The organism is Cellulosilyticum sp. I15G10I2 (assembly GCF_900095725.1).
Lineage (GTDB): Bacteria > Bacillota > Clostridia > Lachnospirales > Cellulosilyticaceae > FMMP01.
In genome coordinates this window covers 68,690-91,848 of record NZ_FMMP01000011.1, presented here as the reverse complement: position 1 = coordinate 91,848, position 23,159 = coordinate 68,690, and the positions used below count along the sequence as shown (strand labels likewise).

Sequence of the window (23,159 nt, the reverse complement as noted above, 5' to 3'; positions counted from 1 at the left end):
GTGAGTTAAATGAATTTGAGCTTTTTAGTTGTTGGCTATTTAGCACTTTGGGGACTCGGCTTATTTGCTGCTTTTGTTTTTCTATTTGTTGTTTTAGGGCAAAGGCTGAAAGAAAGAAAATCCGAAAAAGCTAAACATAAAGATTATGATAACTATTAAAGAAGAACACAAAAAAGTCTAAACCCTATGTTTAATTAGGTTTAGACTTTTTTATTTAATATAAAAATTTATTTAAAATATTAAATTATGATCTATCTCACAAAGAGATGCAACCCATATGTCAGCTCCTGGCAAATCTTTTTTCTTACCTACCCCTACTGTATACATATCTGCATTTTTAGCAGCTTGTACCCCCGCTTTTGCATCCTCAAATACAACACAGTCCTTTGCTGCTACCCCTAGCATATCAGCAGCTTTAATAAACACTTCCGGATCTGGTTTAGCTTTTGTAATGATATTCCCGTCACTTATAGCTTGAAAATACTTTTGGATCCCTAATCTTTCTATAATAATAGGTGTGTTTTTACTCGCCGAGCCAATAGCCGTTTGAATCCCCTTCCCCCTTAGGTTTTCTAACAAGTCTATCACCCCTGGCAAAATATCAGCTTGCGTTAATTTTAAAATGTATGCGACATAGATCTTATTCTTTCTATCTGCCAGTTCTCTTTTCTCATCATCAGTAAAATCCCGTCCACCTATATTAAGCAGAATATTTAAGGACGCCATTCTAGAGACCCCTTTAAGGCGTTCATTATCTTTTTCGGTAAAAGCAATGCCTAGTTCACCAGCTATTTGGTTCCATGCTAGAAAATGATACTTCGCCGTATCAACCAATACCCCATCTAAATCAAATATGGCTGCTTTATATTTCTTGTGCATTTTCTCCTCCAAGTTTCTATACTATTATAATTTCATCTTTTAATACATAAGCATTATTTCTAACATTTATCTCTATTGCTTCCCCTTCAATAAGTTCACAAACACATTCTCTCTTATTCACATGTACTTTTATCACTCTATCTTGATAGCAGACTTTAAATGTATAATGTTCCCATGGCTCAGGGATGGTGGGATTAAAATAAATACCTGTTTCTTTGATTCTAAGCCCCCCAAAGCCATATACCATGCCCATATAGGTCCCCCCCATATTGGCTGTATGAATGCCATCTTTGGTATTGTGATGGGTATTATCAAGATCAAGTCTTGTTGTCTGAATAAAATAATCATACGCTTTATGTACATCTCCCAGCTTTGCAGCCATTATACTAAATATGCACGTTGACAGCGAAGAATCATGGGTTGTAATTTTCTCATAGTAGTTAAAAGAATTTTGGATAGTACTTAGTTCTTCCTCATCTTCTAATAAAAAGTGTGCGAGCACCGTATCCGCTTGTTTACATACTTGATATCTGTAGATATAAAGAGGATGATAATGCAGTAGCAGCGGATAATTTTCCTCTGGTGTACTCGGAAAATCCCATACAGCCTTTGATAAAAACGTATCATCTTGAGGATTTAGATCTAGCTCTTCATCGTATGGCAGATACATATTTTGATAAGCTTCTCCCCAGTTTTTAACCTCTTCTTCACTAAGCCCTATACGTCTCGCCAAGGACTCCAGATCCCCATGTACTTTAACAAGTTCATAGCACTTAACTGCCCACTTCAAATTATATTTAGCCATAACATTCGTATAATAGTTATTATTTACAAGGCATGTATATTCATCAGGTCCCGTCACTGCATCTATCCTAAAACTGCCACCTGTATAGTGCCCCGTATCCATCCACAATCTAGCTGTTTCAAATAACACTTCTGCACTTTTACTTACCACAAAATCTATATTTTTAGTGACAAGATAATGCTGTACAAACATATAAGCTATATCTGCATTAATATGATACTGGGCTGAACCCGACGCAAAATACGCCGAACATTCACTACCCGATATGGTTCTCCAAGGATACAGGGCACCTTTTTGGTGGCCCAGCATTCTTGCATTTTTTCTGGCAGCATCAAGCTTTTCATATCTATAACTAAGCAGATCTTCTGCAATCTTGGGATGCGTTAGTAAAAAGAACGGCAGCATATAAATCTCTGTATCCCAAAAGTAATGCCCCTCATATCCTTCTCCAGATAATCCTTTGGCTGCAATATTGCTGTATTTGTCTTTTCCTACTGATTGAAGCAGCTGATACACACTAAAATGAATACCTTGCTGCAGCTTTTCATCCCCTTCAACTTTAACGTCTGCCATCTCCCAAAACGCATTTAAATAGTCTTCTTGTGACTGATAGAGTTTAGACAGTGTCATCCTGGTTACTTCATGCATGGCACATAGCGCGCTCTGAGCGCAGTCTGAATATCTTATAGAATCAGTAAATATACAATACTTAGTAAGCTTTTCTATATTTCCAGCCTTTATATTAAACTTTATTTTAGATATTAAGGACCGGGTATCACTGGTGCTTTCTATTTGACACTGCGCAGAAACAATATGTTTGACAGCACTCGTTACTTTAAGACCTGAAGCATTGGTTTCTGAATGAATAAGATCTACATGTTCTTCTCTTCTTATTTCTGTTACACTAAGGTGCTTTTCAAACTCTCCTGCAACCCTAGGATCATGTGGATTAAAGTAGTTTGACACCTCACCAATATGCGTTGAGACGAATACAATTTCCCCATCATAATTAATAGACTTAATCGTATAATCTATCAAAAATAATTCTGGTTTTACAAAAGAGGCCATTCTCACAATATCTATTTCAAGGATATGTCCTTTAGGCGATTGCCAAACGACATGTCTTTTCGTAACGCCAGTACGCATATCTAAGGTTCTTTTATAATCCAGTACTTCCCCATCAAATAGAGAAAATTTATCGCCTGCAACAAATAACTCTATCCCTTGTACATCTGTAATATTAATAATCTTTTGCTTACTTTCAATAAATCCATACAACTTCTCACCATGCTTAACCTCTGATAAATCATAAAATCCATTGATATAGGTCCCTCTTATGGTATCGTACTTGCTCGGGTACCCTTCTTCAAAGTTGCCTCTCACACCAATATAGCCATTAGCTGTGTGGAATAATGTTTCATCTACAATAAGCTCGGATGGTTCTAGGGAGCAGCTTACAATCTCCCATTTATTATTTTCTATCATGTCAAATTCACTACTCCTTCACAGCGCCTGATATCAGTCCAGATACAATTTGTTTTTGGAACAAGAGTACAATAACAAGCGTAGGTATGGTTACAACAACAGTTGCCGCTGATACCTGGCCCCATAGTATTGAAAATTGACTCCTTAAAAAAGATACTGCTACCGGTACTGTATGATATTCTTTGTTCGTATTAAGTGTAATCGTTAAAAGATACTCGTTCCATGCTGCAATAAAAGTAATGATGGCTGTTGTAAATACCCCTGGTGCAGCAAGCGGAAAGACTACTTTTGTCAATGTCTCAAAGGGTGTTGCCCCATCTATCTTGGCTGATTCTTCTATAGCTAGCGGTATCTTATTAAAGTGAGTTACCATGATCCAGACTGCTGCTGGCAAAGTAATCGTAGAATAGGGCAACACCACAAAATAACTGTTTGTAAGATTAAGTGAAGTAAATAAGTTATAGATCGGACCTACTACGATCATCTGCGGAAACATAGAAATAACAAGTATAAGTCCAAGCAGGATGTTTTTTCCTTTAAAATTAAATCGTGAGATGGCATAAGCTGCTAGAATCGATATACTTACAACATACACCATAGTAGTAGCAGCTACTACAAAACTATTTAAAACGGCTCGAAGAATCTGTTTCTCAAAAATAACTGTTTGATAATGGTCTCCAACTGCTTTCCCAGCATAAATCGCATAAGCACCCTCACCAAAAATTTCACTTGTAGGTTTTATTGATGTTACCAGTATCCAAAAGAATGGGAATATGATAATACCCATAAAAAGTGCAATTAATACAACAAATACGATTTGCCACACTTTATTAACCGTTTGCGTCTTATCCATTATATCCCTCCTAATTTTTTGACATCACATCTGCCCCAAGTACTTTAACAAATAGTGCCGCTATTGCAGCTACACATATAAACATCATCATAACAATAACTGAACCATAACCAAAGTTTGTCTGACCAAACATAATTTTATAGGCATAAATAGATAATGTTTCTGTAGAACCACCAGGCCCGCCTCCTGTTAAAACAGCGATAAGATCATATACTCTAAATGCGTCCAGCGTCCTAAATAATACGGCAACTAATATGGCAGGCTTTAGAAGTGGCAGCGTAATTGCCAGGAACGTTTTTATCTTACCGGCACCATCAATTTGTGAGCTTTCATATAATCCACTATCTATCGTTTGAAGTCCGCCTAAAAGAAGCAGTGCCATATAAGGTGTTGTCTTCCATACGTCTGCAATGATGGCACATACCATAGCCCCTGTACTTGTTAAGAGAAGATGTTCTGGGCTGCTGACAAGACCTATTACCGATAATAATTTGGCAATAACCCCACTGCCTCCATCATACATATAACTCCACATAAGCGCTGATACTGCCGTAGGGATAGCCCACGGTATAAGCGATACTGTTCTTATAATCCCTATCCCCTTCATTGCTTTATTCATAATCATAGCAAGTGCAAGTCCTAGGGTAAATTCTATAGAGACTGATATCACCGTAAATACGATTGTATTCTTAAGTGCTGACCAAAATCTTAGATCCTGTAAAACCCGCCCATAAGATCCTAAACCTATAAAATTAGAGCTTATTAAACATTTCTCAAGATCCTCAATAATCATTTGAATATTTTCCCTGTTACTTAACTGCTCATCCTTATTCGCTTCATACAAGTTTGTAACATCTACCCTTACACTTTTTATAAATGCTTCCATTTCGTGAGCTTCACTACCAGATAATTTTATATTTTGATCTTGACTTTCGTAAGTTAAAAGCATCTCCTTAACATATGCACCAATTCTTTCAAATTCTTGCTTCTGGGTATTATCTTGTATAGATTCCATATCCTTTTTTAGGTAGTACGCCACATATTTTGCATTTTCATTAAAGCTGCTTGTATTAAAGCTACTGCCTAAAAACATCTTGGAATTTTGTTGATCATTCAGCCGATAATCAAATACTGTATATTTAATAGAGTCTAGGATGGGCCAAATAGAAAAAACACATATAATTGCAAGTATAGGCAGTATAAATAAAAATTCTTTGAAAGTTATTCTCTTATCCACGTTCTCGCCCCCTTTAAAGTGTTATAAGTAAGGTTCGTGAGGGTGGCTGGAGATGGTTATTGTCTCTCCCTCCTTCCCACCCAATAGACTGTCCGAAAACTACTGTCATAATTTTCTACAGGGTCGCAGAGGAATTTTAGGATTCTCCAGTTACTCGCTTGCGTATTTCTAAAAATCTAAGCAGTTTCTTCAAATGAACGCCGCAAACTCGCTACCGACTTTAGTCGGTTGATCAATACAGTGCGGCTAAGTGCCATTTGAAGAAACTGCTAAGATTTTCTAAACGAAATACTCCAGAGGCAACTTCCGAACCCTAAAATCTCCCCTGCTAGGCTTTGAATTATTTAGGTTTGAGTTAGTTTTTGGACAGCCTGCCACTGCCATGCCCGAGTCGAGCCAAAAACATTCCCTGCCAGCCTCACTAGTCTTCTTTAAGTTTAGTTATCTATTAAACTAAAAAGTACTTCTAGTTTATCTATATACTATTTCAATGCTGCTTCAACAGCTGCTACTGTAGTGTCTAAGTCTTGGCTTCCTGATAGGAATTTATGAACATTCACTTGTACGGCATCAGATGCTTTTGCATATTCAGCGCTAACAGGTCTTGCAACAGTTGATTGGAGTGCTTTTTGGAAACCTGGGAATTTAAGGAGTTCATTCGCTGCTTTGATTTCTTCATTATTAAGCAGTTCATTAACACCTGGAAGATAACCGCCTTTTGTAGAGTTGATTTTTTGCCCTTCTTCTCCTGCAACAAATTTGATAAATTCCCATGCGCCTTCTTTATTTGCGGATTTCTTATTCATTGACAATAACCATCCACCAACAACATCACCATTTGGAAGTGGTGCAATACCTACTTGATCTGGTTTAACTTTTGATTCATCGCCTTTTATAATACCGTATTGGTAAGGCCAGTTTCTTGCAAATACTGATTTTCCTTCTGTAAAGCTTGTATGTGTAGCCCCTTCATCATAGTTTAGAATATCTTTTGGTACTACATCTGAGCTTACAATTTTTTTCATGGCTTCGAGTCCAGCTTTTACATTTGTATAGCCACCCGTAAATTCTGCAACATTGCAAGTTAAACCTTCATATTGTTTGGATTGGAACACATAACCTACTTCTGTTCCATTTTGACCTTTGTATTTTGCAGCCATCTCATAAAGGTCATCGTATGTATAAGCGCCACTATCTAATTTAGCAGCATCTTCTGCACTTACTATATCTGAACGGTAATATAAGAATCCAAGGTCAGGGAAGTAAGGCATTGTATATTGTTTCCCTTGATAACTGCCGGATGCCATAGATCCTGCATTAAAATCTTCAATCTTAAGTCCAGCTTCATCCATTAACATATCTAATGCTTCTATATAACCGGCACCTGCAAATTCACCTGCCCATACAACATCCAGTGACATAACATCATATTCAGATGAGCCTGATGATAAAGAAGTTATTAACTGATCATGCATTTGTCCCGAGTCATTGGTAAACTCAACCACTTCTACACTATATTGATCTTGAGCCCCATTAAATGTACTGATAAGAGCTTCAAGTGCAGGTGTACTATCTGCTTGCACTGCAAATTTAATTTTTTGTTTTTCTGCTGGCTTACTTTCTTCTTTTGAAGGCGCAGCTTCTGTTTTTACTTCTGCTTTAGCTTCTGCTGCCGGTTGTGTCGTATTAGCACCAGCACATCCTACCCCTGAAACTGTCATTGTCATTGCAGCTAAAATTGCTAACCATTTTCTCATTGAAATTCCCCCTTGGTTTTTTTATACGAAAGAATATAAAGCACTTATATAGATTTGATTAAGTGATTATAGAATAATATTATAACATTTAAACTTATTAGTATTTTATTATCTTAATAAAAGTATTATAATATTAATGAATAATATATCTATAACTTATAGTTAAATAGAGGTGTTTTTTATGGAACATAGTTATCCTCAGCATAGCATTTTAGAAAAAATAGAAATTTTTCATCATTTTACAAAACTTCCTATTGGACTCTATAGTAATAATTTACTAACACACCATTTTCCCGAAAAATCTACCTGTATAGCCGATTTAATCCATGATAATTCAAAATCTTCTGAGCCTATATTGAGTAGAAACCAATTTTTGACTTGTCAGTATATATCCAACGATTACTATGAATGTTTTATAGGATTTGAGCTGACCCAGTCAGATGTTATTATAATAGGTCCTTTTTTAGAGGAAGCTATGTATGATGCAAAGCTCTCTAGTCTTATTAAAAAACACGCTCTTTCTATTAAATTAAAGCATAAACTTCAAGATCATTTTTTAAAACTTAATATCGTAGATACTACAAGCTGCTTCTATATTAATAAGCTGATGCTTAGTCTTTTCACCCCATCTTCCGGGGCCGTATTTAATGCCCCTAACTTATCTGATGCTTCTATGCCGGAAAACTATTTTGTGACGACTTATAAGAATAGATTAAATATGTTTCAGCATCCACCTTACTTTTTAGAACAAGTCATTATCAAACTCATAAAAAGCGGAACCAAGGCCAATGCTTCTCAGATTCTTTCAGAAATCAATTCTCTGAGTCGTGCCAAGCTTGCTGATAATCCTCTGCGTTCTCTTAAGAACTCACTTATATGCTCCTGCACAATTTTTACAAGAGCTGCTATAAAAGGCGGGGTTACAGATGATGATGCCTTTAATCTAAGTGATGCTTTTATCTATGAAATAGAAAATACAAACTCTATGTCAGAGCTTGATAAACTCGAATATAGAATGGTTGAAACTTTTATAGAAAAGGTTAATCATGTAAGTACTTCTAAGTTTTCTCTTGTTATCCGTAATACAATGACCTACATTATGAATCATCTGTCAGATAAATTAACACTTCACGCTATTGCAGACAACGTTTATGTCCATCCTAATTATCTGAGTGCCCTGTTTAAAAAAGAGGTGGGTATAACACTTTTTCAATACATTATTAAAAGGCGTATCGAGGAGTCTACTTATTTCTTAAAATACAGCAGTGAATCTATTGCTGATATAGCAGCATTCTATCAATTTTGCAACCAGAGCTACTATATTAAAATGTTTAACAAATACATGGATACCTCGCCTCACGCCTATAGGCAATTAAATACATAAATACATTAGCAAAGAAGGTACCCTATTTTAAGTTTACCTAAAACATAAGGCTGCCTTGCATAAAAGAGTTTATTATGCAAAACAGCCTTTTCTCTATTTATTTTTCCTTTGAATAATCCCCCATCTGCACCTTATCCACGGCATCTTGTACTGCTTTGATCTCTTCGCCACCTTGAACTATTATCTCATAGGTCGTATTACCATCTTCTAAAAAGTAATATACCTTTATTGCATCATAACGATAACCTATATTTTGAAGGACCGCTATAACCTTATAGGCATCTTCAGCAAAAGCCTCTTTATTACCGTACACTTTAACCTCTCTTTGTTCATTATCTTTTTGCTTCCAACTATAATTGGGCTGCAACTGAATATCAGCACTTATAGGTTCGTCTCCCGAGAATCTATCATTAAGATGGTATTTAGCTACTGGGATTTCAAGCTTTGCATAAAGACTTATATCATAGTCTGTTAAGTCAGTTTGATTTTCAATCATAGCTATAAGTATGTTGGTAACTTGCTCCGTCATATTTCCAGTTGTCTCATCATGATATCTATCACTGATATAGCCATTATCTCCATAAAAAATAGTTGACTTATTCCTGCTATCTTCTATTTGAACTACATTAGCCCGGTATCCTCTCATTTTAAATGAAATACGATCTATTCTTTCTATTTTGAGCTGCCCTTCATAATTATCATCAATATAGCCTTCTATATTTGACTTAGCTTTTAAGTAGCCCATCGGACTTCCCCACATCTTGGCATAATCATTTACCGCCATAATGATCATTAATACACCTAATGCTATAAAAAGTATTCTTTTAGCACTATCTTTATGTTTTATCCCCATTGCTAATACCACTGCAGCGAAAGTTTCCATCAATATCCCGACTATAAGGAATATACCATATCCAAAATTACCTTTTATATGCGCTATAATAAGTCCGCTTACAACCGCAGTGCCTACTATAAGTAAACTATTCTTATAAAATAATCTCAAGATAAAAGGAATGATAATAATGAAAGGAATGGTATGTATAATCCCATCACCATCATATGTCATCCATGTTGTTAGAAACATTATAACTAAAACCACTTCTGCAGATACCCCTCTTATACGCCATTTATCAATTAAAGCCTCTTTATTCATCTTATCCCCCTTTCTCCATCAGCTTAGATTATAACATATTTTTATAATTATATATGAAATATTCTTAATTGTTTCTCATAGTTTTCTAATCAAATTCTAATTTTCAGTTTAACTTCTTCTAATTATAGTCTTCTATACTATAACTATAAAATAAAACATTTCAAAGGAGATCTAATTATGGGAACTATAACAATTGAACAAATCGATTTAATCATGGAAAGAGCAAATGTGACTTACGGAGAGGCAAAAGCAGCTCTCGAACAAACGAGTGGTGATGTAGTAGAAGCATTGCTGCTTTTAGAAAAAGACCAAAAATTAAAAGCTAAAACTATTTCTAATCAATCACAAGCTAAAAGTGAAAAAATAACTTCCTTTATTGAAAAACTAAATGCTACAAGCTTTATCATGAGAAAAAAGACTCATACTTTTGTAGATATTCCGTTATCTGTTGCAATTATTCTTGTGATCTGTACTTTTCACATCTCTATTGTTGGACTTCTTCTCTCTCTATTATTCGGTATTAAAATAGAGTTTAAGGGCGAAAATGAAGTGGCGGAGAAGATTAACTCTACAATAGATAGTATTAATAAGTAGTTATAGGCGTCAAATTGTAATTTAAGAAGTTTATACTAGGTCCGCCAAGAAGTAAGGGAACTCTTTCAGCTCTCCACGCCTCCCCACCATACTGTACGAAAACTACAATTTTGGTTTTTGAGGCGGTCCGCATGAGGATTTTAGGGTACTCCAGCTACTCACTTACGCATTTCTAAAAATCTAGGCGCTTTTTTCAAATGAACGCCGCAAACTCGCATACGCTCAAACAGTGCGAGCTAAGTACCATTTGAAAAAACCACCAAGATTTTCTTAACGAACTGACTCCAGAGGCAGCTTCCGCACCCTAAAATCCCCATGCTAATCTTCTGAAAAAGTCAAGTGGTAATAGTTTTCGGACAGTCTCCCCCTCACTTCCTGCCTATCATCTGTTATCTACTTGAATTGAGATACTATAAATACTAAGTTTGACTTGCTCATTAAGCACTTAAACTTAGTATTTTTAATATGCAACCTAAATTTTCTAATAACTAGCGTAAAAAGTGGGAGGGATTTCTTTTGGGGCGACTCGGGTTTGGCAGTACCAGACTGACCTCAAACCAATTCAAGTCTAAATAATTTAAAGCCTAGCAGGGGAGATTTTAGGGTTCGGAAGTTGCCTCTGGAGTATTTTGTTAAGAAAATCTTAGCAGTTTATTCAAATGGTTTTTAGGGAGACTGTTTGAGCGCAGCGAGTTTCGACCGTTCATTTGAAGAAAGTGGTTAGATTTTTAAAAATACGCAAGCGAGCAACTGGAGAACCCTAAAATTCCCCTGCGGACCTAGAAAGAATTGTGAATAGTAGTTTTCGGACAGTCTGGCGGGGAGGCGGGAGCCCCAAAAATTATCCCTCCCCCTCCTTGCGACCCCTTTAAGAACCATAAAATAATAAAACTATCTATTGTATTAATCTAAATATTATATATAATAACCTTATAAATACCATCATATAGCTATGCACCTTATAGCTTTTACACTGGGGAGTGATTCGTATTAAGAAGATACTTATTATAGAAGATGAAACAAAAATAGCCAGGTTTCTACAACTGGAGCTTGAGCACGAAGGTTATGAAGTAGGCATTTGTAATGATGGACGCCAAGGTTTACAGGAAGCTTTAAATCATCCCTATGATCTTATTATTCTTGATGTTATGCTCCCTTCGCTTAGCGGCATGGAGGTATTAAGACGCATTAGACAAGTTTCTGATATTCCTATTATCATGCTGACTGCTAAGGATGATATCACCGACAAAGTAATGGGCCTTGATCTTGGTGCTCAGGATTATATGACTAAACCTTTTGCTATCGAAGAGCTTTTGGCTCGCATAAGAGTTCTCTTTAAACTAAAAAGTTCCTACAGCAATGCTTCAGACGAAAAAAAGCTGCGATGTGGCAAGCTGATACTAATTCCTGATAAGTTTGAAGTAAGCTATGATGAAACACCTATCGCCCTTACCAAAAAGGAATTTGAACTTCTACATTATCTTATGCTTAATAAAAATCTGCTGCTTACAAGGGACAATATTCTTGAAAATGTATGGGGTTATGAATATATGGGTGATACCAACATTGTAGATGTTTATATTCGTTATTTAAGAAGTAAAATAGATCAAAAGTTTGAAGAAAAAATTATCTATACTGTTAGAGGAATGGGGTATCAAATAAAAGATGCGTAGTCATATCATAAATTTTTTCAAATGGATAGGAACGGGGATTGTCTTTACCTTTAAACTTCTCCTTGCACTCTTAAACTATGCGGTGATAAGTTTTTTTAAAATGCTCGGTACTTTTTTTAATAAAATACGTTTTTCTATAGCTTTTAAAATTAATCTCGTATACGCCTTTCTCTATCTTTTGCTTTTCACATTAACATATGGTATAAGCTTCGCCCTGCTCCTTAATCATTCAAGTGATCATCTTCTTGAAAACAATAAGCTGATTATCTACTTTGGTTGGATAGCAGGTATATCTATCTTTGTATCTATCACGCTTTTTTTGATTTTTGGAAGAATGGTTGTAAAAAAAATGTTAGAACCGCTTACCCTTATGACTAAAAAGGTAAAAAGCATTAAGGAAGATGGCATCAAAGAACGTTTAAGCACCAATGGTGCTAAAGATGAATTAAAAGACCTTGCAATCACTTTTAATCAAATGATGAACCGCTTAGAAGTATTTGTCGAAAGGCAAAAACAGTTTGTCTCTGATGCTTCTCACGAACTTAGAACACCTATTGCAGTTATCGAAGGCTACGCTGATCTTCTAGATAGATGGGGAAAAGATGATCCTAAAATATTAGAAGAAAGTATTGAGTCTATAAAATCAGAAACTAAAAATATGAAACAGCTCGTAGAACAACTTCTCTTCCTGGCTAGAAGTGATAGAAACACATTAAAGATAGCCAAAGAAGTCCTCAACTTATCAGATATTATCAAACAAGTTGCAAAAGAAACTTCCTTTATAGATGATGAGCATGAACTAATCTGCAAAGCTGATGAAGAGGTTTTGATACTAGGTGATAGTCATCTTATCAAAGAACTCATTCGAATACTCGTTGATAACGCTATCAAATACACACCTGAAAGCGGCTCCATCACGCTCTACTCCGTAAATACTTCTAAAAACGTGTTGCTCTCTGTCAAAGATACAGGTATAGGTATTGCAAATGAACATCTTCCCCATCTTTTCGAAAGATTTTATAAAGCCGAAGAATCACGAGATAAACATAGCGGTGGGACCGGTCTTGGTTTGGCTATTGCCAAATGGATAGCTGATATACATGATGCTTCAATAACTATTAATAGCGCTGTAGGAGAAGGCTCTGAGTTTATCATTTTCTTCCCTTTACAAACTTCTGGCAAATAAAATGATATCTGAATAATTATTAACTCTATTACACCATATTAAATGCTTTTATAAACACCACACTCAAAACTGCTCCACCTATCACATAAGTGATATTTAGTTTAAAATAAGATAATATTAGTGCAATGCCTCCTCCTAAAATCCCAACTATGGGATTTTCAGTGTCTACAGACAAAATACCTGGAAATATCAATACCCCTAATGCAGCATAAGGAATTGCAGATAATACACTTTCTATCTTAGGAGATATACGCACTTTATCTAATAACATAGCCGGCAACCCCCTAGGAATGTATGTTGCTATTGACATCCCCAAAATCATTAATACTATTGATATTTTTATGCTCATTCTTCTCTTCCCTTCCTAATAGTTTAGAGCCTATAACCCCTCCAAATAGTGTCGCAAAAACAACTGCCCAACTCGGTGTTAAAATAAGGCTAAATATAATGTTCAGAGCTATACTGATCCCTACAACATAAGCAACCTTATGGTTCTTGTGCATATTAGGCATTAGTAGTCCAATGAACATGGCATATAAAGCAATTGACATACTCGAACATATATGAGTTGGAATAACATTATTAACCACTATTCCTAATATAGTTCCTCCAATCCATGCGCCATAAGTAACGGCTGCTAGCCCACTAAAAAAGTATTGATTACAATGCTCTTCATCTTCCATAGACATGATTCCAAATGTTTCATCAGTAACTCCGAATGCTAATATTAACTTTAAAGGCCTAGGTATCTCCTTTAACCTATTCATGACATAGATACTCATAATAAGGTGTCTCATATTGATAATAAATGTAGCAATAATAATTTCTATACTGCCAGCCCCTATAGCTAACATATTTACTGCCATCAGCTGACTTGCTCCTGCTAATAACATAATTGACATTAAAACAACTTCTAAGGGTGTAAGCTTTGCTTGCAGAGCAATAACTGCAAATGCAGTTGAAATAGGTATAAATCCTATTAATATAGGAATCCCTTTTTTAGCGCCTCCTAAAAACATACTACTATTTTTACTGATCATAGATACTCCTCTTTTCTAATAAATATTAATTCTATTCTCCTTTTCCCCTTTTAAGTAATTGAATTTTAAGATTATTATTGTTATAATCTAACATATTATTTTTCTATATTTTAGTACCACTTTTAAGTATTTTTATTAGTACCAGTTAAAAGGAGCTATTTTATGCTATGGATTGAAGTAGATAGAACATCACAAATCCCTATTATTAGACAAGTTTATCAACAATTACGAGATAAAATTTTAAAAGGTGAGTTAGTATCTGGTGAAAAAATACCCGGTTCTAGAGAGCTCGCTTCCCATTTACATATTTCGCGAAATGTAATTTTAGAAGCTTATCACATGTTATTATTAGAAGGGTATATCATTACCAAACCCAATGTAGGTACTTTTATTTCTGAAGGGACACTGCTACGTCAAAATATCCTCTCATCTCCCCAAAAAACAGATGATAATGAAATTCTATTGGATCAATCCAATCTTGATAGAATTGATTTTCGTTCAGGCATACCTGCACTCGACCTATTACCACTGAAAAAGTGGTCACACATAAAGAGTCAGGTTTATTTAGATTCTTCCTATAATATCTTTGGATATACCCACCCCAAAGGGTGTCTCGCGTTAAGAAATTCTATTTGTAAATATCTTCTGAGAATCCGTGGGTTGTCTTGTCATCCAGAACAAGTAGTTATTACTTCTGGTTCTATACAAAGCTTCTCTATCCTTTCAAATCTATTACTTAAAAATAATGATATTTATATTATTGAGGATCCTCTACATATTGAAATCAAAAAAACCTTTGCATTTAATAACCCCAATTGCTATAGCATTCCTGTTGATCAAGAGGGTCTTCAAACTCAATTACTTCCATCAACACTTAATCCAAAATTTATATTTATAACCCCTTCTCATCAATATCCTTTAGGTGAGGTTTTACCTGTTCAAAGGAGAATTGAATTAATCGAATATGCTCGGAGTAAAAATTGTTATATTGTTGAGGATGATTATGATAGTGAATTTCATTATATGGGTGCACCGGTTAGTACTTTGTACGAACTTGCTCCAGATTCAGTTATTTATGTAGGTACTTTCAGCAAAATTCTTTTTCCAGCCTTACGCATAGGTTATATTATTCTTCCTCCAATATTAGTTGATTCATTCTGTGAATACAAAAAAAGAAGTGATTACTTTACGAGTGTGGTGGACCAAATCACCTTATCTCAATTTATAGATCAAATGTTTCTTGATCGTCACGTTCATAAAATGAGAAAAATATACTTACAACGCCGTAATGCACTTATTGAAAGTCTAAATAGCTCTTTTGGATCTTCCGTTACGATTCATGGTGAATCTACCGGTTTACATCTTATCGCCTCTTTTAAAGATGTTCAATTTACTGAGGATCTCGTTAGCTTTATAGCCCTACAGGGTCTAAAAATTCATCCTGTTTGGCTGCATTCATCTTTTAAAAACTTTCAAAAAAATTCTATCATTATAGGCTATAGCCATCTCAATCATCAACTCATAAATAAAGGTATTAAGCTGCTCAAAGAAAGCCTTACAACTTGGCATTTAGGGCCACCATATACCTCCTTGAAATAAAATATAAAATCCCTACATACTTAGTCAATAAGTCTGTAAGGATTTTATGAATACCTATAGTTTCTTTTATTATCTTACTTCTGCACCACTTACAATTTCTCCGAGTGGTCCTACTGCTACTAACTTACCTGTATCATCAGCTGCACAAAGCACCATGCCTTCTGATAAAAGACCTCTTAATTTAACTGGCTTAAGATTAGTAACAACAACAACTTTTTTACCTACAAACTCTTCGGGTGTATAATACTTTGCAATACCTGATACAATTTGTCTTACTTCTTCCCCTATTTTGATCTTAGATACAAGAAGTTTATCAGCCTTTGGTACACGTTCACATTCAATAACTTCACCTATTTTAAGCTCAACTTTAGCAAAATCATCAATGGTTATATACTCAAGTTGCTCAGCTTCTTGTTTTTCTTGCTGTGGCTTTTCCTTATCTTCTGGTTTAGTCTCTTTCTGAGCTGGTTGAGTTTGTGCACTGGCAAGTTCAAGCGCTTCTAGTTCTTTTTCTTTATCAATACGTGGGAACATATTTTCGCCTTTTTTAGCTGTAGCAGCTTTTGGAAGTGTGCCCCATGTATGAATACTGTCCCAAGCTGTAAGCTCTCCTCTTTGAAGACCAATTTGCGCCCAGATTTTCTCTGGTGTCTGTGGCATAAATGGTTCTACCATAATGCTTACTATACGAAGACCTTCTGCAAGGGTATAAAGCACACCTGCAAGCTTTGGTTTGTTAGCTTCGTCTTTTGCAAGGATCCAAGGCATCGTTTCATCAATATATTTGTTAAGTCTTCTGATTATCACCCATATATCTTCAAGTGCATTGTTAAAGAAGAGCTTTTCTATATTATCTTCTGCTTTTTGAATTTGCGTTTTAACGAGTGTTTTGATATCTGGGTCAAATTCATTCTCTTCTTGAACTTCTGGCAATGTTCCGCCTTCAAAATATTTTTCAATCATCGCAACTGTTCTGGATGTTAAGTTACCAAGATCATTTGCAAGATCTGAATTGATTCTTGTAATAAGCGCTTCGTTAGTAAAGTTACCATCTTGCCCAAAAGCAATTTCACGAAGTAGGAAATAACGAATCGCATCACTGCTGTAACGGTCAACAAGAATGCTCGGGTCTACTACATTACCTACTGATTTACTCATCTTGCCGCCATCTATAACAAGCCATCCATGACCAAACACTTGTTTTGGAAGCGGAAGTTCAAGTGCCATAAGAAGCGCTGGCCAAATAATCGTATGGAAACGAACAATTTCTTTGCCCACAAGATGAACGTCTGCTGGCCAGTATTTTTTAAATGCCTCGTCTTGATCACTAAGATACCCAAGCGCTGAGATATAGTTTGAGAGTGCATCAATCCACACATAAACGACATGCCCTGGGTCAAACTCTACTGGAACTCCCCATTTAAAAGAAGTACGTGATACACAGAGATCTGCAAGCCCCGGTCTTAGGAAGTTATTAAGCATTTCATTTTGTCTTGTTTGTGGTTGTATAAATTCTGGATTATCTTCTATATATTTAATAAGTTTATCTTGATAAGCTGAAAGTTTAAAGAAATAAGATTCTTCCTTAACAGCTTCTACTGGTCTTCCACAGTCAGGACATTTCCCATCTTTTAGCTGATGCTCTGTGAAAAATGTTTCGCAAGGTGTACAGTATTTACCTTCGTATTCACTCTTATAAATATCGCCTTTATCATAAAGTGTTTTAAAGATCTTCTGAACTGTTTCTTTATGTTCAGCATCTGTCGTACGAATAAACTTATCATAAGTAATGTCCATTGTTTTCCACAAATCTTTAATCCAGTCTACGATGTTATCCACAAATGCCTGTGGTGTTATCCCCTCTTCCTGTGCACGTCTTTCTATTTTTTGACCATGCTCATCTGTTCCGGTCAAGAACATGACATCATATCCTCTAAGGCGTTTATATCTCGCCATTGCATCTGCAGCTACTGTTGTGTAAGAATGTCCTATATGCAGTTTGTTGCTTGGGTAATAAATAGGCGTTGTGATGTAATAGGTTGGTTTACTCATTATTTTCTCTCCTTTTTGATATAAAAATTTTATAGTTATAATATAAAGTTAAATACGCAAGCTTTATAGCACAAGGTTAATTATCACTTATTTATTAAAACAAAAAACCTCATCCCTACAACTTACGTTATAGAGACGAGGTATATAATCCCGCGGTACCACTCTAATTTGCCCATATCTTACAATATAAGCCTCTGCAAGTACACCATATACTTCTATGGTTATACTCTTTCGCTATAACAGGCGAACCTGTTGCAGCCTAAACCCAAACTTGGGCTTCGGTGCACCACTCCAAGGCCATCTTCAGCTTAACCCATCTTGCTTCTTTTCAGCACCGAAACTAATCATTAATGTTTCTTTTAGAAGCTCTCTATGAAGATGTTTTAAACTTACTCTCCTTTTCACTGCGTTTTCCATTTAACTGCGCTTATTTTATCATAGGTTTCCCACGATTTCAACATTTTAGTCATAAAATAATCTAAAATCCTTCTCTTCTTCTTTCTTTACGCAGGTCATACCGCCTTTTTCCCCCTGCCCATTCGGCTTTTTGGGCTTCAGTTTCAAAGATAAGGCGGGGTACTTGTACCGGCTGCTCATTTTGATCAATCGCTACCATAACAATATAAGCCCTGTTGATCATCTTTCTGGTCTCGTCTAATGCTTCCACATAAGTATCTACTCTTACCTCGATGGAAGTGTTGCCTACATAAGTTACTCTTCCGATTAATACCACTGTATCATTTAAATAGGCACCTCCTCTAAAGTTAAGATTATCAATAGCTGCAGTGGTTACTTCTGTCTGGGCATAACGCTTGCCTATAATAGCAGCCATACTGTCAATCCACTGCATGAGCTGGCCTCCAAATAATCTTCCATATCCATTAATATGTTTGTGCATAATTAAATAGGCTTGTTCTGCTATAGTATCTTCTACGCGCTTACTCTCTTTCATTACTTTTACGCTCCAATCAACCTAAGTCATCTAAAGTTAAATCTAGTATAAGTATAACACACTTCTATTATGCCAGCTCATTTTATCATTTTATCATTTAAGTATGCTTTATTTGCTTTTTAGGTGCCAAATGTCTGATATATTCTTATGAATAAGTAAATATTAAATGTGAAAGAATGAACTTAATAGCATTTTTTATACGATTGATTCGTGCAACTTATACTTTATTTAAAAGAGGGTGAAACATGAAAAAAATACTTTTATTAGCATTACTTTTATTAATTACAACAAGTGTTACCGCCCAAGACGTTCATCCCGCTGGACAAATCTATATACCCGTTATCGCAAAAACAATAGATTTTTCCTTTTTTGAACAACTTAGAACAGGTACCGAACAAGCAGCTAGGGACTTTGGGATTAGAACAACATTTGAGGGACCTAAAATAGGTGAACCTCTCGAAATACAGATTAATGCTTTTCGATCAGCCTTAGCCCAAAATCCTCAAGCTATTATTCTTGTAGCACTTGACGCCAAAGCATTGACCCCTTATCTTGAAGAAGCTCAGGCAGCAGGTATTCCAGTTATAGGTATGGATACAGGTGTTGATAGTCCCATTGTTAGAACAACTGTTGGCATAGATAATTATGGTGCTGGAGAACTAGCAGCAATTAAAATGGGGGAAATTCTTGGTGGTCAAGGTCAAGTAGGTGTCGTTTGGTTAAATGGAAACAATAAAGTTAGTCGTGAAAGAACCGAAGGGTTTATAAACACAATTGCAGCAACTTATCCAGATATTGAAGTAATACCCATACCGTATACCGAAGACTCAAGAGCTGCTGCTGCTGAAACTGCGAGATTAGTTTTAGAAACATATCCAAATATTGATGGTTTATTTGGCATGAATGGCAACATGACCGAAGGGATTATAGATGCACTCAGAGAGCTTAATAAAGAAGGTACGGTTACAGTTATCGGCTTTGACTCAGGAAAAACTATTACAGATGCAATACGCCAAGGCATTATAGCTGGTGCTATTACACAAAACCCCGTAGGAATGGGTTATCAGTCTATGCAGACAGCACTTCAGGCCATACGAGGTGAAAGACTTCCTGAGTTTATTGATACAGATGTTTTTTGGTATGATAGATTCAATATAGATACGCCTGAAATTCAGCAATATCTGTATGAATAGTATTAGTTGTTGACAAGCCCGTCTTTACTTGTTAGAATGTTTAGAAATTCATAAGGAGGTTATTGCAGTGGCATTTTATTATAATGAAGTTTCTCGTACGTTCAGCGAATATCTACTGATCCCCAATCTAACAAGAAAAGATTGTGTTCCAACTAAAGTGGACTTAAAAACCCCTCTCGTTAAGTTTAAAAAAGGTGAAGCTCCTTCTATCCAGATCAATATCCCTCTTGTTTCAGCCATTATGCAGTCTGTATCTGACGATAAGCTTGCTGTGGCTCTTGCAAAATGCGGTGGGCTATCCTTTATTTTTGGTTCCCAATCTATCCAAAGTCAAGCAGAGATGGTAAGAAAGGTAAAAAACTTTAAAGCAGGGTTTGTAGTCAGTGTAGCTAATTTGTCTCCGGAACATACCCTAAGTGATGTGCTTAAACTCAAAGAAAAAACAGGGCACTCTACAATTGCTATTACTGAAGATGGTACTTTATCTACTAAGCTTCAGGGGATTGTTACAAGTCGCGATTATAGAATAAGCCGTGATTCGCTGGATAAGAAAGTTTCAGATTTCATGACGCCTTTTAGTGACCTAATAGTAGGCAGCTCAAACATCACATTAAGTGAAGCCAATGATATTCTATGGGCACATAAATTAAATTGTTTACCCATTATCGATGAAAACCAAAAACTCGTTTATTTTGTATTTAGGAAAGATTATGATGCGCATAAAGAAAATCCGCTTGAACTCTTAGATGCCGACAAAAGATTAATGGTCGGAGCCGGTATCAACTCAAGAGATTATAAAGAAAGAGTTCCCGCACTTGTTGATGCTGGTGTAGATGTTTTATGTGTTGACTCTTCAGATGGCTATACCGAATGGCAAGGCGAAACCATTAAATATATTAAAAAAACTTATAATGACACTGTAAAAGTTGGCGGTGGAAACGTCGTTGACAAAGAAGGTTTTATGTACCTCGTAGAATCTGGTGCTGATTTTGTTAAAGTAGGCATCGGTGGTGGTTCTATTTGTATAACCCGTGAACAAAAAGGCATTGGCCGCGGTCAAGCATCTTCTATTATTGAAGTTGCAAAAGCTCGTGATGAATACTACAATGCAACAGGCATCTATGTACCCATTTGTTCAGATGGTGGTATTGTGCATGACTATCATACCGTCCTCGCCTTAGCTATGGGCGCTAATTTTATCATGATGGGCAGATACTTCGCAAGATTTGATGAGAGCCCTGCAAATAAAGTCAAACTTGGCAATACCTATGTGAAAGAATATTGGGGTGAGGGTTCTAAACGTGCACGCAACTGGCAAAGGTATGATGCGGGAGAAGGTTCAGACCTTAAGTTTGAAGAGGGCGTGGACAGCTATGTCCCCTATGCTGGTAAGCTTCGAGATAACTTAGACGTTACGCTAAGCAAAATCAAATCAACGATGTGCAGCTGTGGTGCGGCTTCACTTGATGAACTGCAAAAAACTGCTAGGATGACACTTGTATCTTCTACGAGTATCATAGAAGGTGGGGCCCATGATGTTACACTAAAAGAGAATAATTATTCAAGATAATTTTTTATACATTAAAGCGTGAGACCTAGGTGGCCTCACGCTTTTTGGATAGGTTAAAAATAGCTTGTGCTAAGTTGTGTTAAAAAAATATTGTCCACATATACTTAAAATATAATAAATTTAAAGTTATGGAGGGAATATTCTTGAAATCACAAGGTTTAATTGCAAACACAATGATACTTACTGCAACTTCTTTTATAACAAGAACAGTAGGGATGATTTCTATTGTTTATATATCTAATGCCTTAGGGCCTGAAGGCATGGGACTTTATCAACTTATTATGTCCATTTATATTATGGCCGTTATTTTTGCCTCTGCCGGTATAAGTGTTTCTGTCTCTAAGTTAGTAGCTGAAGAACTCAGCCGGCAGCAATTTGAAAGCGCAAAACAAATAATGACTATTGTTTTTTTATTTGGCGGTTTATTAAGTTCTTTAATATGTATGCTTCTTTTTACTTATGCGCCTCAGATAGCCCTTATTTTTATAAAAGATCCTCGGGCTACTTGGGGGCTTAGAATGCTTTCTCTTAGTATTCCTTTTATGGCACTCTCTTCATGTTTTAAAGGTTATTTTTATGCCGTTAAAAGAGTCATCAAACCTGCCAGTGCAGATGTATTAGAGCAATTTGTAAAACTTGGTCTTATCATGATCCTTGTTAACCTATGGTCACCTCGTGGTCTGGCTTACGCCTACGCGGCTATTGGGATCGCTATGACTATAGGCGAAATGGTTTCTTGGAGTTATATGCTTACTTTTTATATTCTTGATCATCGCCGCTATGGCGTCGCTTCCAGAACCTCTTCTGATGCAAAAGGCATACTCCTTCGCCTATTAGGTGTAGCCCTCCCTGTAGCAGCTATCGCCTATATCAGCTCTGTGTTTATGTCTCTAGAAAATGTACTTATACCTATAGGCCTTAGAAAGTTTGGTGCAACTCAGGAAGCTTCTATGAGTCTATATGGTATGGTAAAAGGCATGGTACTGCCTATTTTATTTTTTCCTGCAGCGTTTCTTACAGCATTCTCTACAACCCTTGTCCCAGAAATAGCTAGAGCCAACACACTTAGGCACTATAAGACAGTTAGACATACTACCCATCGTGTTTTACACTTTACTTTTATATTAAGTATCTTTGTCGTGAGCATCTTCATGAGTTATTCTCAGGAACTAGGTGTTGTTATCTATAAAAATGAACAGATAGGCCCTATTCTTAAAACCCTTGCTCTTATTGTTCCTTTTATGTACATCGAGGTGGTTTCAGACGGTATCTTAAAAGGGCTTGGCAAGCAGATGAGCTGCCTAAAATACAGTATTATTGATTCTATCTTTCGTATAAGTATGATTTATTTTTTGATTCCGATCAAAGGTATTTCTGCTTTTTTGGCTATTATGATACTTAGTAATACTTTAACTTGTTCTCTTAATTTTAATAGGTTACTTGAAACGGCCAACCTTAATATTGAAGTTTCAAAATGGATTTTAAAACCAGCTATTGCTGCCACAGCTTCTGTTTTATTTTCAAAATATTTTATGAACTGCTTAACGACCTATGCACTGCCTCTTCTTATACAATGTATTATAAGCATTGCCCTATCCACACTTATTTATATCATTCTATTGTTTTTAATTGAATGTCTTACCCCTGTTGATATGCAGTGGCTAAGAAGATCTATACGCTCCTTTATCGCAAGCTATTTGTAATTACAAACGGGGGATAAACTCTAAAACATAGAGCCTATCCCCCC

The 23,159-nt window shown here is 36.0% G+C and carries 19 protein-coding genes and 1 other annotated feature; of the genes, 9 read left to right on the top strand and 10 right to left on the bottom strand.

Features of this window, described 5'->3' with window-relative positions:
* Positions 1–9 precede the first annotated feature (9 nt).
* The gene (locus tag BN3326_RS22040; protein ID WP_171903830.1) at positions 10–159 is read left to right on the top strand and encodes a hypothetical protein; all 150 of its coding nucleotides are present in this window, start codon (positions 10–12) and stop codon (positions 157–159) included.
* 72 nt (positions 160–231) lie between these two features.
* On the opposite strand, the gene pgmB is transcribed toward BN3326_RS22040, so the two are convergent.
* The 5 genes from pgmB to BN3326_RS12445 all read right to left on the bottom strand — a co-directional run bounded on the left by pgmB (position 232) and on the right by BN3326_RS12445 (position 7,016).
* Positions 232–879: a beta-phosphoglucomutase gene (gene pgmB / locus BN3326_RS12465; RefSeq protein ID WP_069999577.1), complete on the bottom strand. Its 648-nt coding sequence runs from the start codon at positions 877–879 to the stop codon at positions 232–234.
* Positions 880–895: 16 nt separating this feature from the next.
* Positions 896–3,169: a glycoside hydrolase family 65 protein gene (locus tag BN3326_RS12460; protein ID WP_069999576.1), complete on the bottom strand. Its 2,274-nt coding sequence runs from the start codon at positions 3,167–3,169 to the stop codon at positions 896–898.
* Positions 3,170–3,179: 10 nt separating this feature from the next.
* On the bottom strand, positions 3,180–4,022 hold the full coding sequence (locus BN3326_RS12455) for a carbohydrate ABC transporter permease (protein ID WP_069999575.1): 843 nt from the start codon (positions 4,020–4,022) through the stop codon (positions 3,180–3,182).
* A 10-nt stretch (positions 4,023–4,032) separates the two neighbouring features.
* Positions 4,033–5,259 carry a carbohydrate ABC transporter permease gene (locus tag BN3326_RS12450; RefSeq protein ID WP_069999574.1) on the bottom strand — a complete coding sequence of 409 codons (1,227 nt, stop codon included), beginning with the start codon at positions 5,257–5,259 and terminating at the stop codon, positions 4,033–4,035.
* A 482-nt stretch (positions 5,260–5,741) separates the two neighbouring features.
* On the bottom strand, positions 5,742–7,016 hold the full coding sequence (locus tag BN3326_RS12445) for an extracellular solute-binding protein (protein ID WP_069999573.1): 1,275 nt from the start codon (positions 7,014–7,016) through the stop codon (positions 5,742–5,744).
* Positions 7,017–7,197: 181 nt separating this feature from the next.
* Here BN3326_RS12445 and BN3326_RS21485 point away from each other — a divergent pair, with 181 nt between their 5' ends.
* On the top strand, positions 7,198–8,400 hold the full coding sequence (locus tag BN3326_RS21485) for an AraC family transcriptional regulator (RefSeq protein WP_083258695.1): 1,203 nt from the start codon (positions 7,198–7,200) through the stop codon (positions 8,398–8,400).
* Between the two features lie 97 nt (positions 8,401–8,497).
* Here BN3326_RS21485 and BN3326_RS12435 read toward each other — a convergent pair whose 3' ends face one another.
* Positions 8,498–9,553 carry a hypothetical protein gene (locus BN3326_RS12435; RefSeq protein ID WP_069999572.1) on the bottom strand — a complete coding sequence of 352 codons (1,056 nt, stop codon included), beginning with the start codon at positions 9,551–9,553 and terminating at the stop codon, positions 8,498–8,500.
* A 177-nt stretch (positions 9,554–9,730) separates the two neighbouring features.
* Between BN3326_RS12435 and BN3326_RS12430 the strand changes: the two genes are divergently transcribed.
* From BN3326_RS12430 to BN3326_RS12420, 3 genes are all read left to right on the top strand, one after another.
* Entirely contained in the window at positions 9,731–10,147 is a 417-nt protein-coding gene (locus tag BN3326_RS12430) for a DUF4342 domain-containing protein (protein ID WP_069999571.1), read from the top strand.
* A 989-nt stretch (positions 10,148–11,136) separates the two neighbouring features.
* The gene (locus tag BN3326_RS12425) at positions 11,137–11,820 is read left to right on the top strand and encodes a response regulator transcription factor (RefSeq protein ID WP_141722921.1); all 684 of its coding nucleotides are present in this window, start codon (positions 11,137–11,139) and stop codon (positions 11,818–11,820) included.
* Positions 11,813–13,006, top strand: coding sequence for a sensor histidine kinase (locus tag BN3326_RS12420; protein WP_069999570.1), 1,194 nt, complete (start codon positions 11,813–11,815; stop codon positions 13,004–13,006). Before BN3326_RS12425 ends, BN3326_RS12420 begins: the two co-directional genes overlap by 8 nt.
* A gap of 28 nt (positions 13,007–13,034) precedes the next feature.
* Here the strand turns inward: BN3326_RS12420 and BN3326_RS12415 are convergent, their stop codons facing one another.
* The gene (locus BN3326_RS12415; RefSeq protein WP_242875998.1) at positions 13,035–13,277 is read right to left on the bottom strand and encodes an AzlD domain-containing protein; all 243 of its coding nucleotides are present in this window, start codon (positions 13,275–13,277) and stop codon (positions 13,035–13,037) included.
* Between the two features lie 13 nt (positions 13,278–13,290).
* A complete protein-coding gene (locus BN3326_RS12410; protein WP_069999568.1) occupies positions 13,291–14,046 on the bottom strand; it encodes an AzlC family ABC transporter permease in 756 nt (251 codons plus the stop codon).
* Positions 14,047–14,208: 162 nt separating this feature from the next.
* On the opposite strand from BN3326_RS12410, the gene pdxR reads away from it, so the two are divergent.
* Entirely contained in the window at positions 14,209–15,645 is a 1,437-nt protein-coding gene (gene pdxR, locus BN3326_RS12405; RefSeq protein ID WP_069999567.1) for a MocR-like pyridoxine biosynthesis transcription factor PdxR, read from the top strand.
* A 69-nt stretch (positions 15,646–15,714) separates the two neighbouring features.
* On the opposite strand, the gene metG is transcribed toward pdxR, so the two are convergent.
* Both metG and BN3326_RS12395 read right to left on the bottom strand, forming a co-directional pair.
* Positions 15,715–17,697 carry a methionine--tRNA ligase gene (gene metG / locus BN3326_RS12400; RefSeq protein WP_069999566.1) on the bottom strand — a complete coding sequence of 661 codons (1,983 nt, stop codon included), beginning with the start codon at positions 17,695–17,697 and terminating at the stop codon, positions 15,715–15,717.
* A gap of 128 nt (positions 17,698–17,825) precedes the next feature.
* Positions 17,826–18,111 (bottom strand) — a binding site (T-box leader).
* A gap of 64 nt (positions 18,112–18,175) precedes the next feature.
* A complete protein-coding gene (locus BN3326_RS12395; protein WP_069999565.1) occupies positions 18,176–18,649 on the bottom strand; it encodes an acyl-CoA thioesterase in 474 nt (157 codons plus the stop codon).
* A 245-nt stretch (positions 18,650–18,894) separates the two neighbouring features.
* Between BN3326_RS12395 and BN3326_RS12390 the strand changes: the two genes are divergently transcribed.
* From BN3326_RS12390 to BN3326_RS12380, 3 genes are all read left to right on the top strand, one after another.
* Positions 18,895–19,842, top strand: coding sequence for an ABC transporter substrate-binding protein (locus tag BN3326_RS12390; RefSeq protein WP_069999564.1), 948 nt, complete (start codon positions 18,895–18,897; stop codon positions 19,840–19,842).
* A 67-nt stretch (positions 19,843–19,909) separates the two neighbouring features.
* Positions 19,910–21,412, top strand: coding sequence for an IMP dehydrogenase (locus BN3326_RS12385; protein ID WP_069999563.1), 1,503 nt, complete (start codon positions 19,910–19,912; stop codon positions 21,410–21,412).
* Between the two features lie 143 nt (positions 21,413–21,555).
* Complete coding sequence (locus BN3326_RS12380; RefSeq protein ID WP_069999562.1) at positions 21,556–23,115, top strand: putative polysaccharide biosynthesis protein; 1,560 nt, start codon at positions 21,556–21,558, stop codon at positions 23,113–23,115.
* Positions 23,116–23,159: the final 44 nt, after the last annotated feature.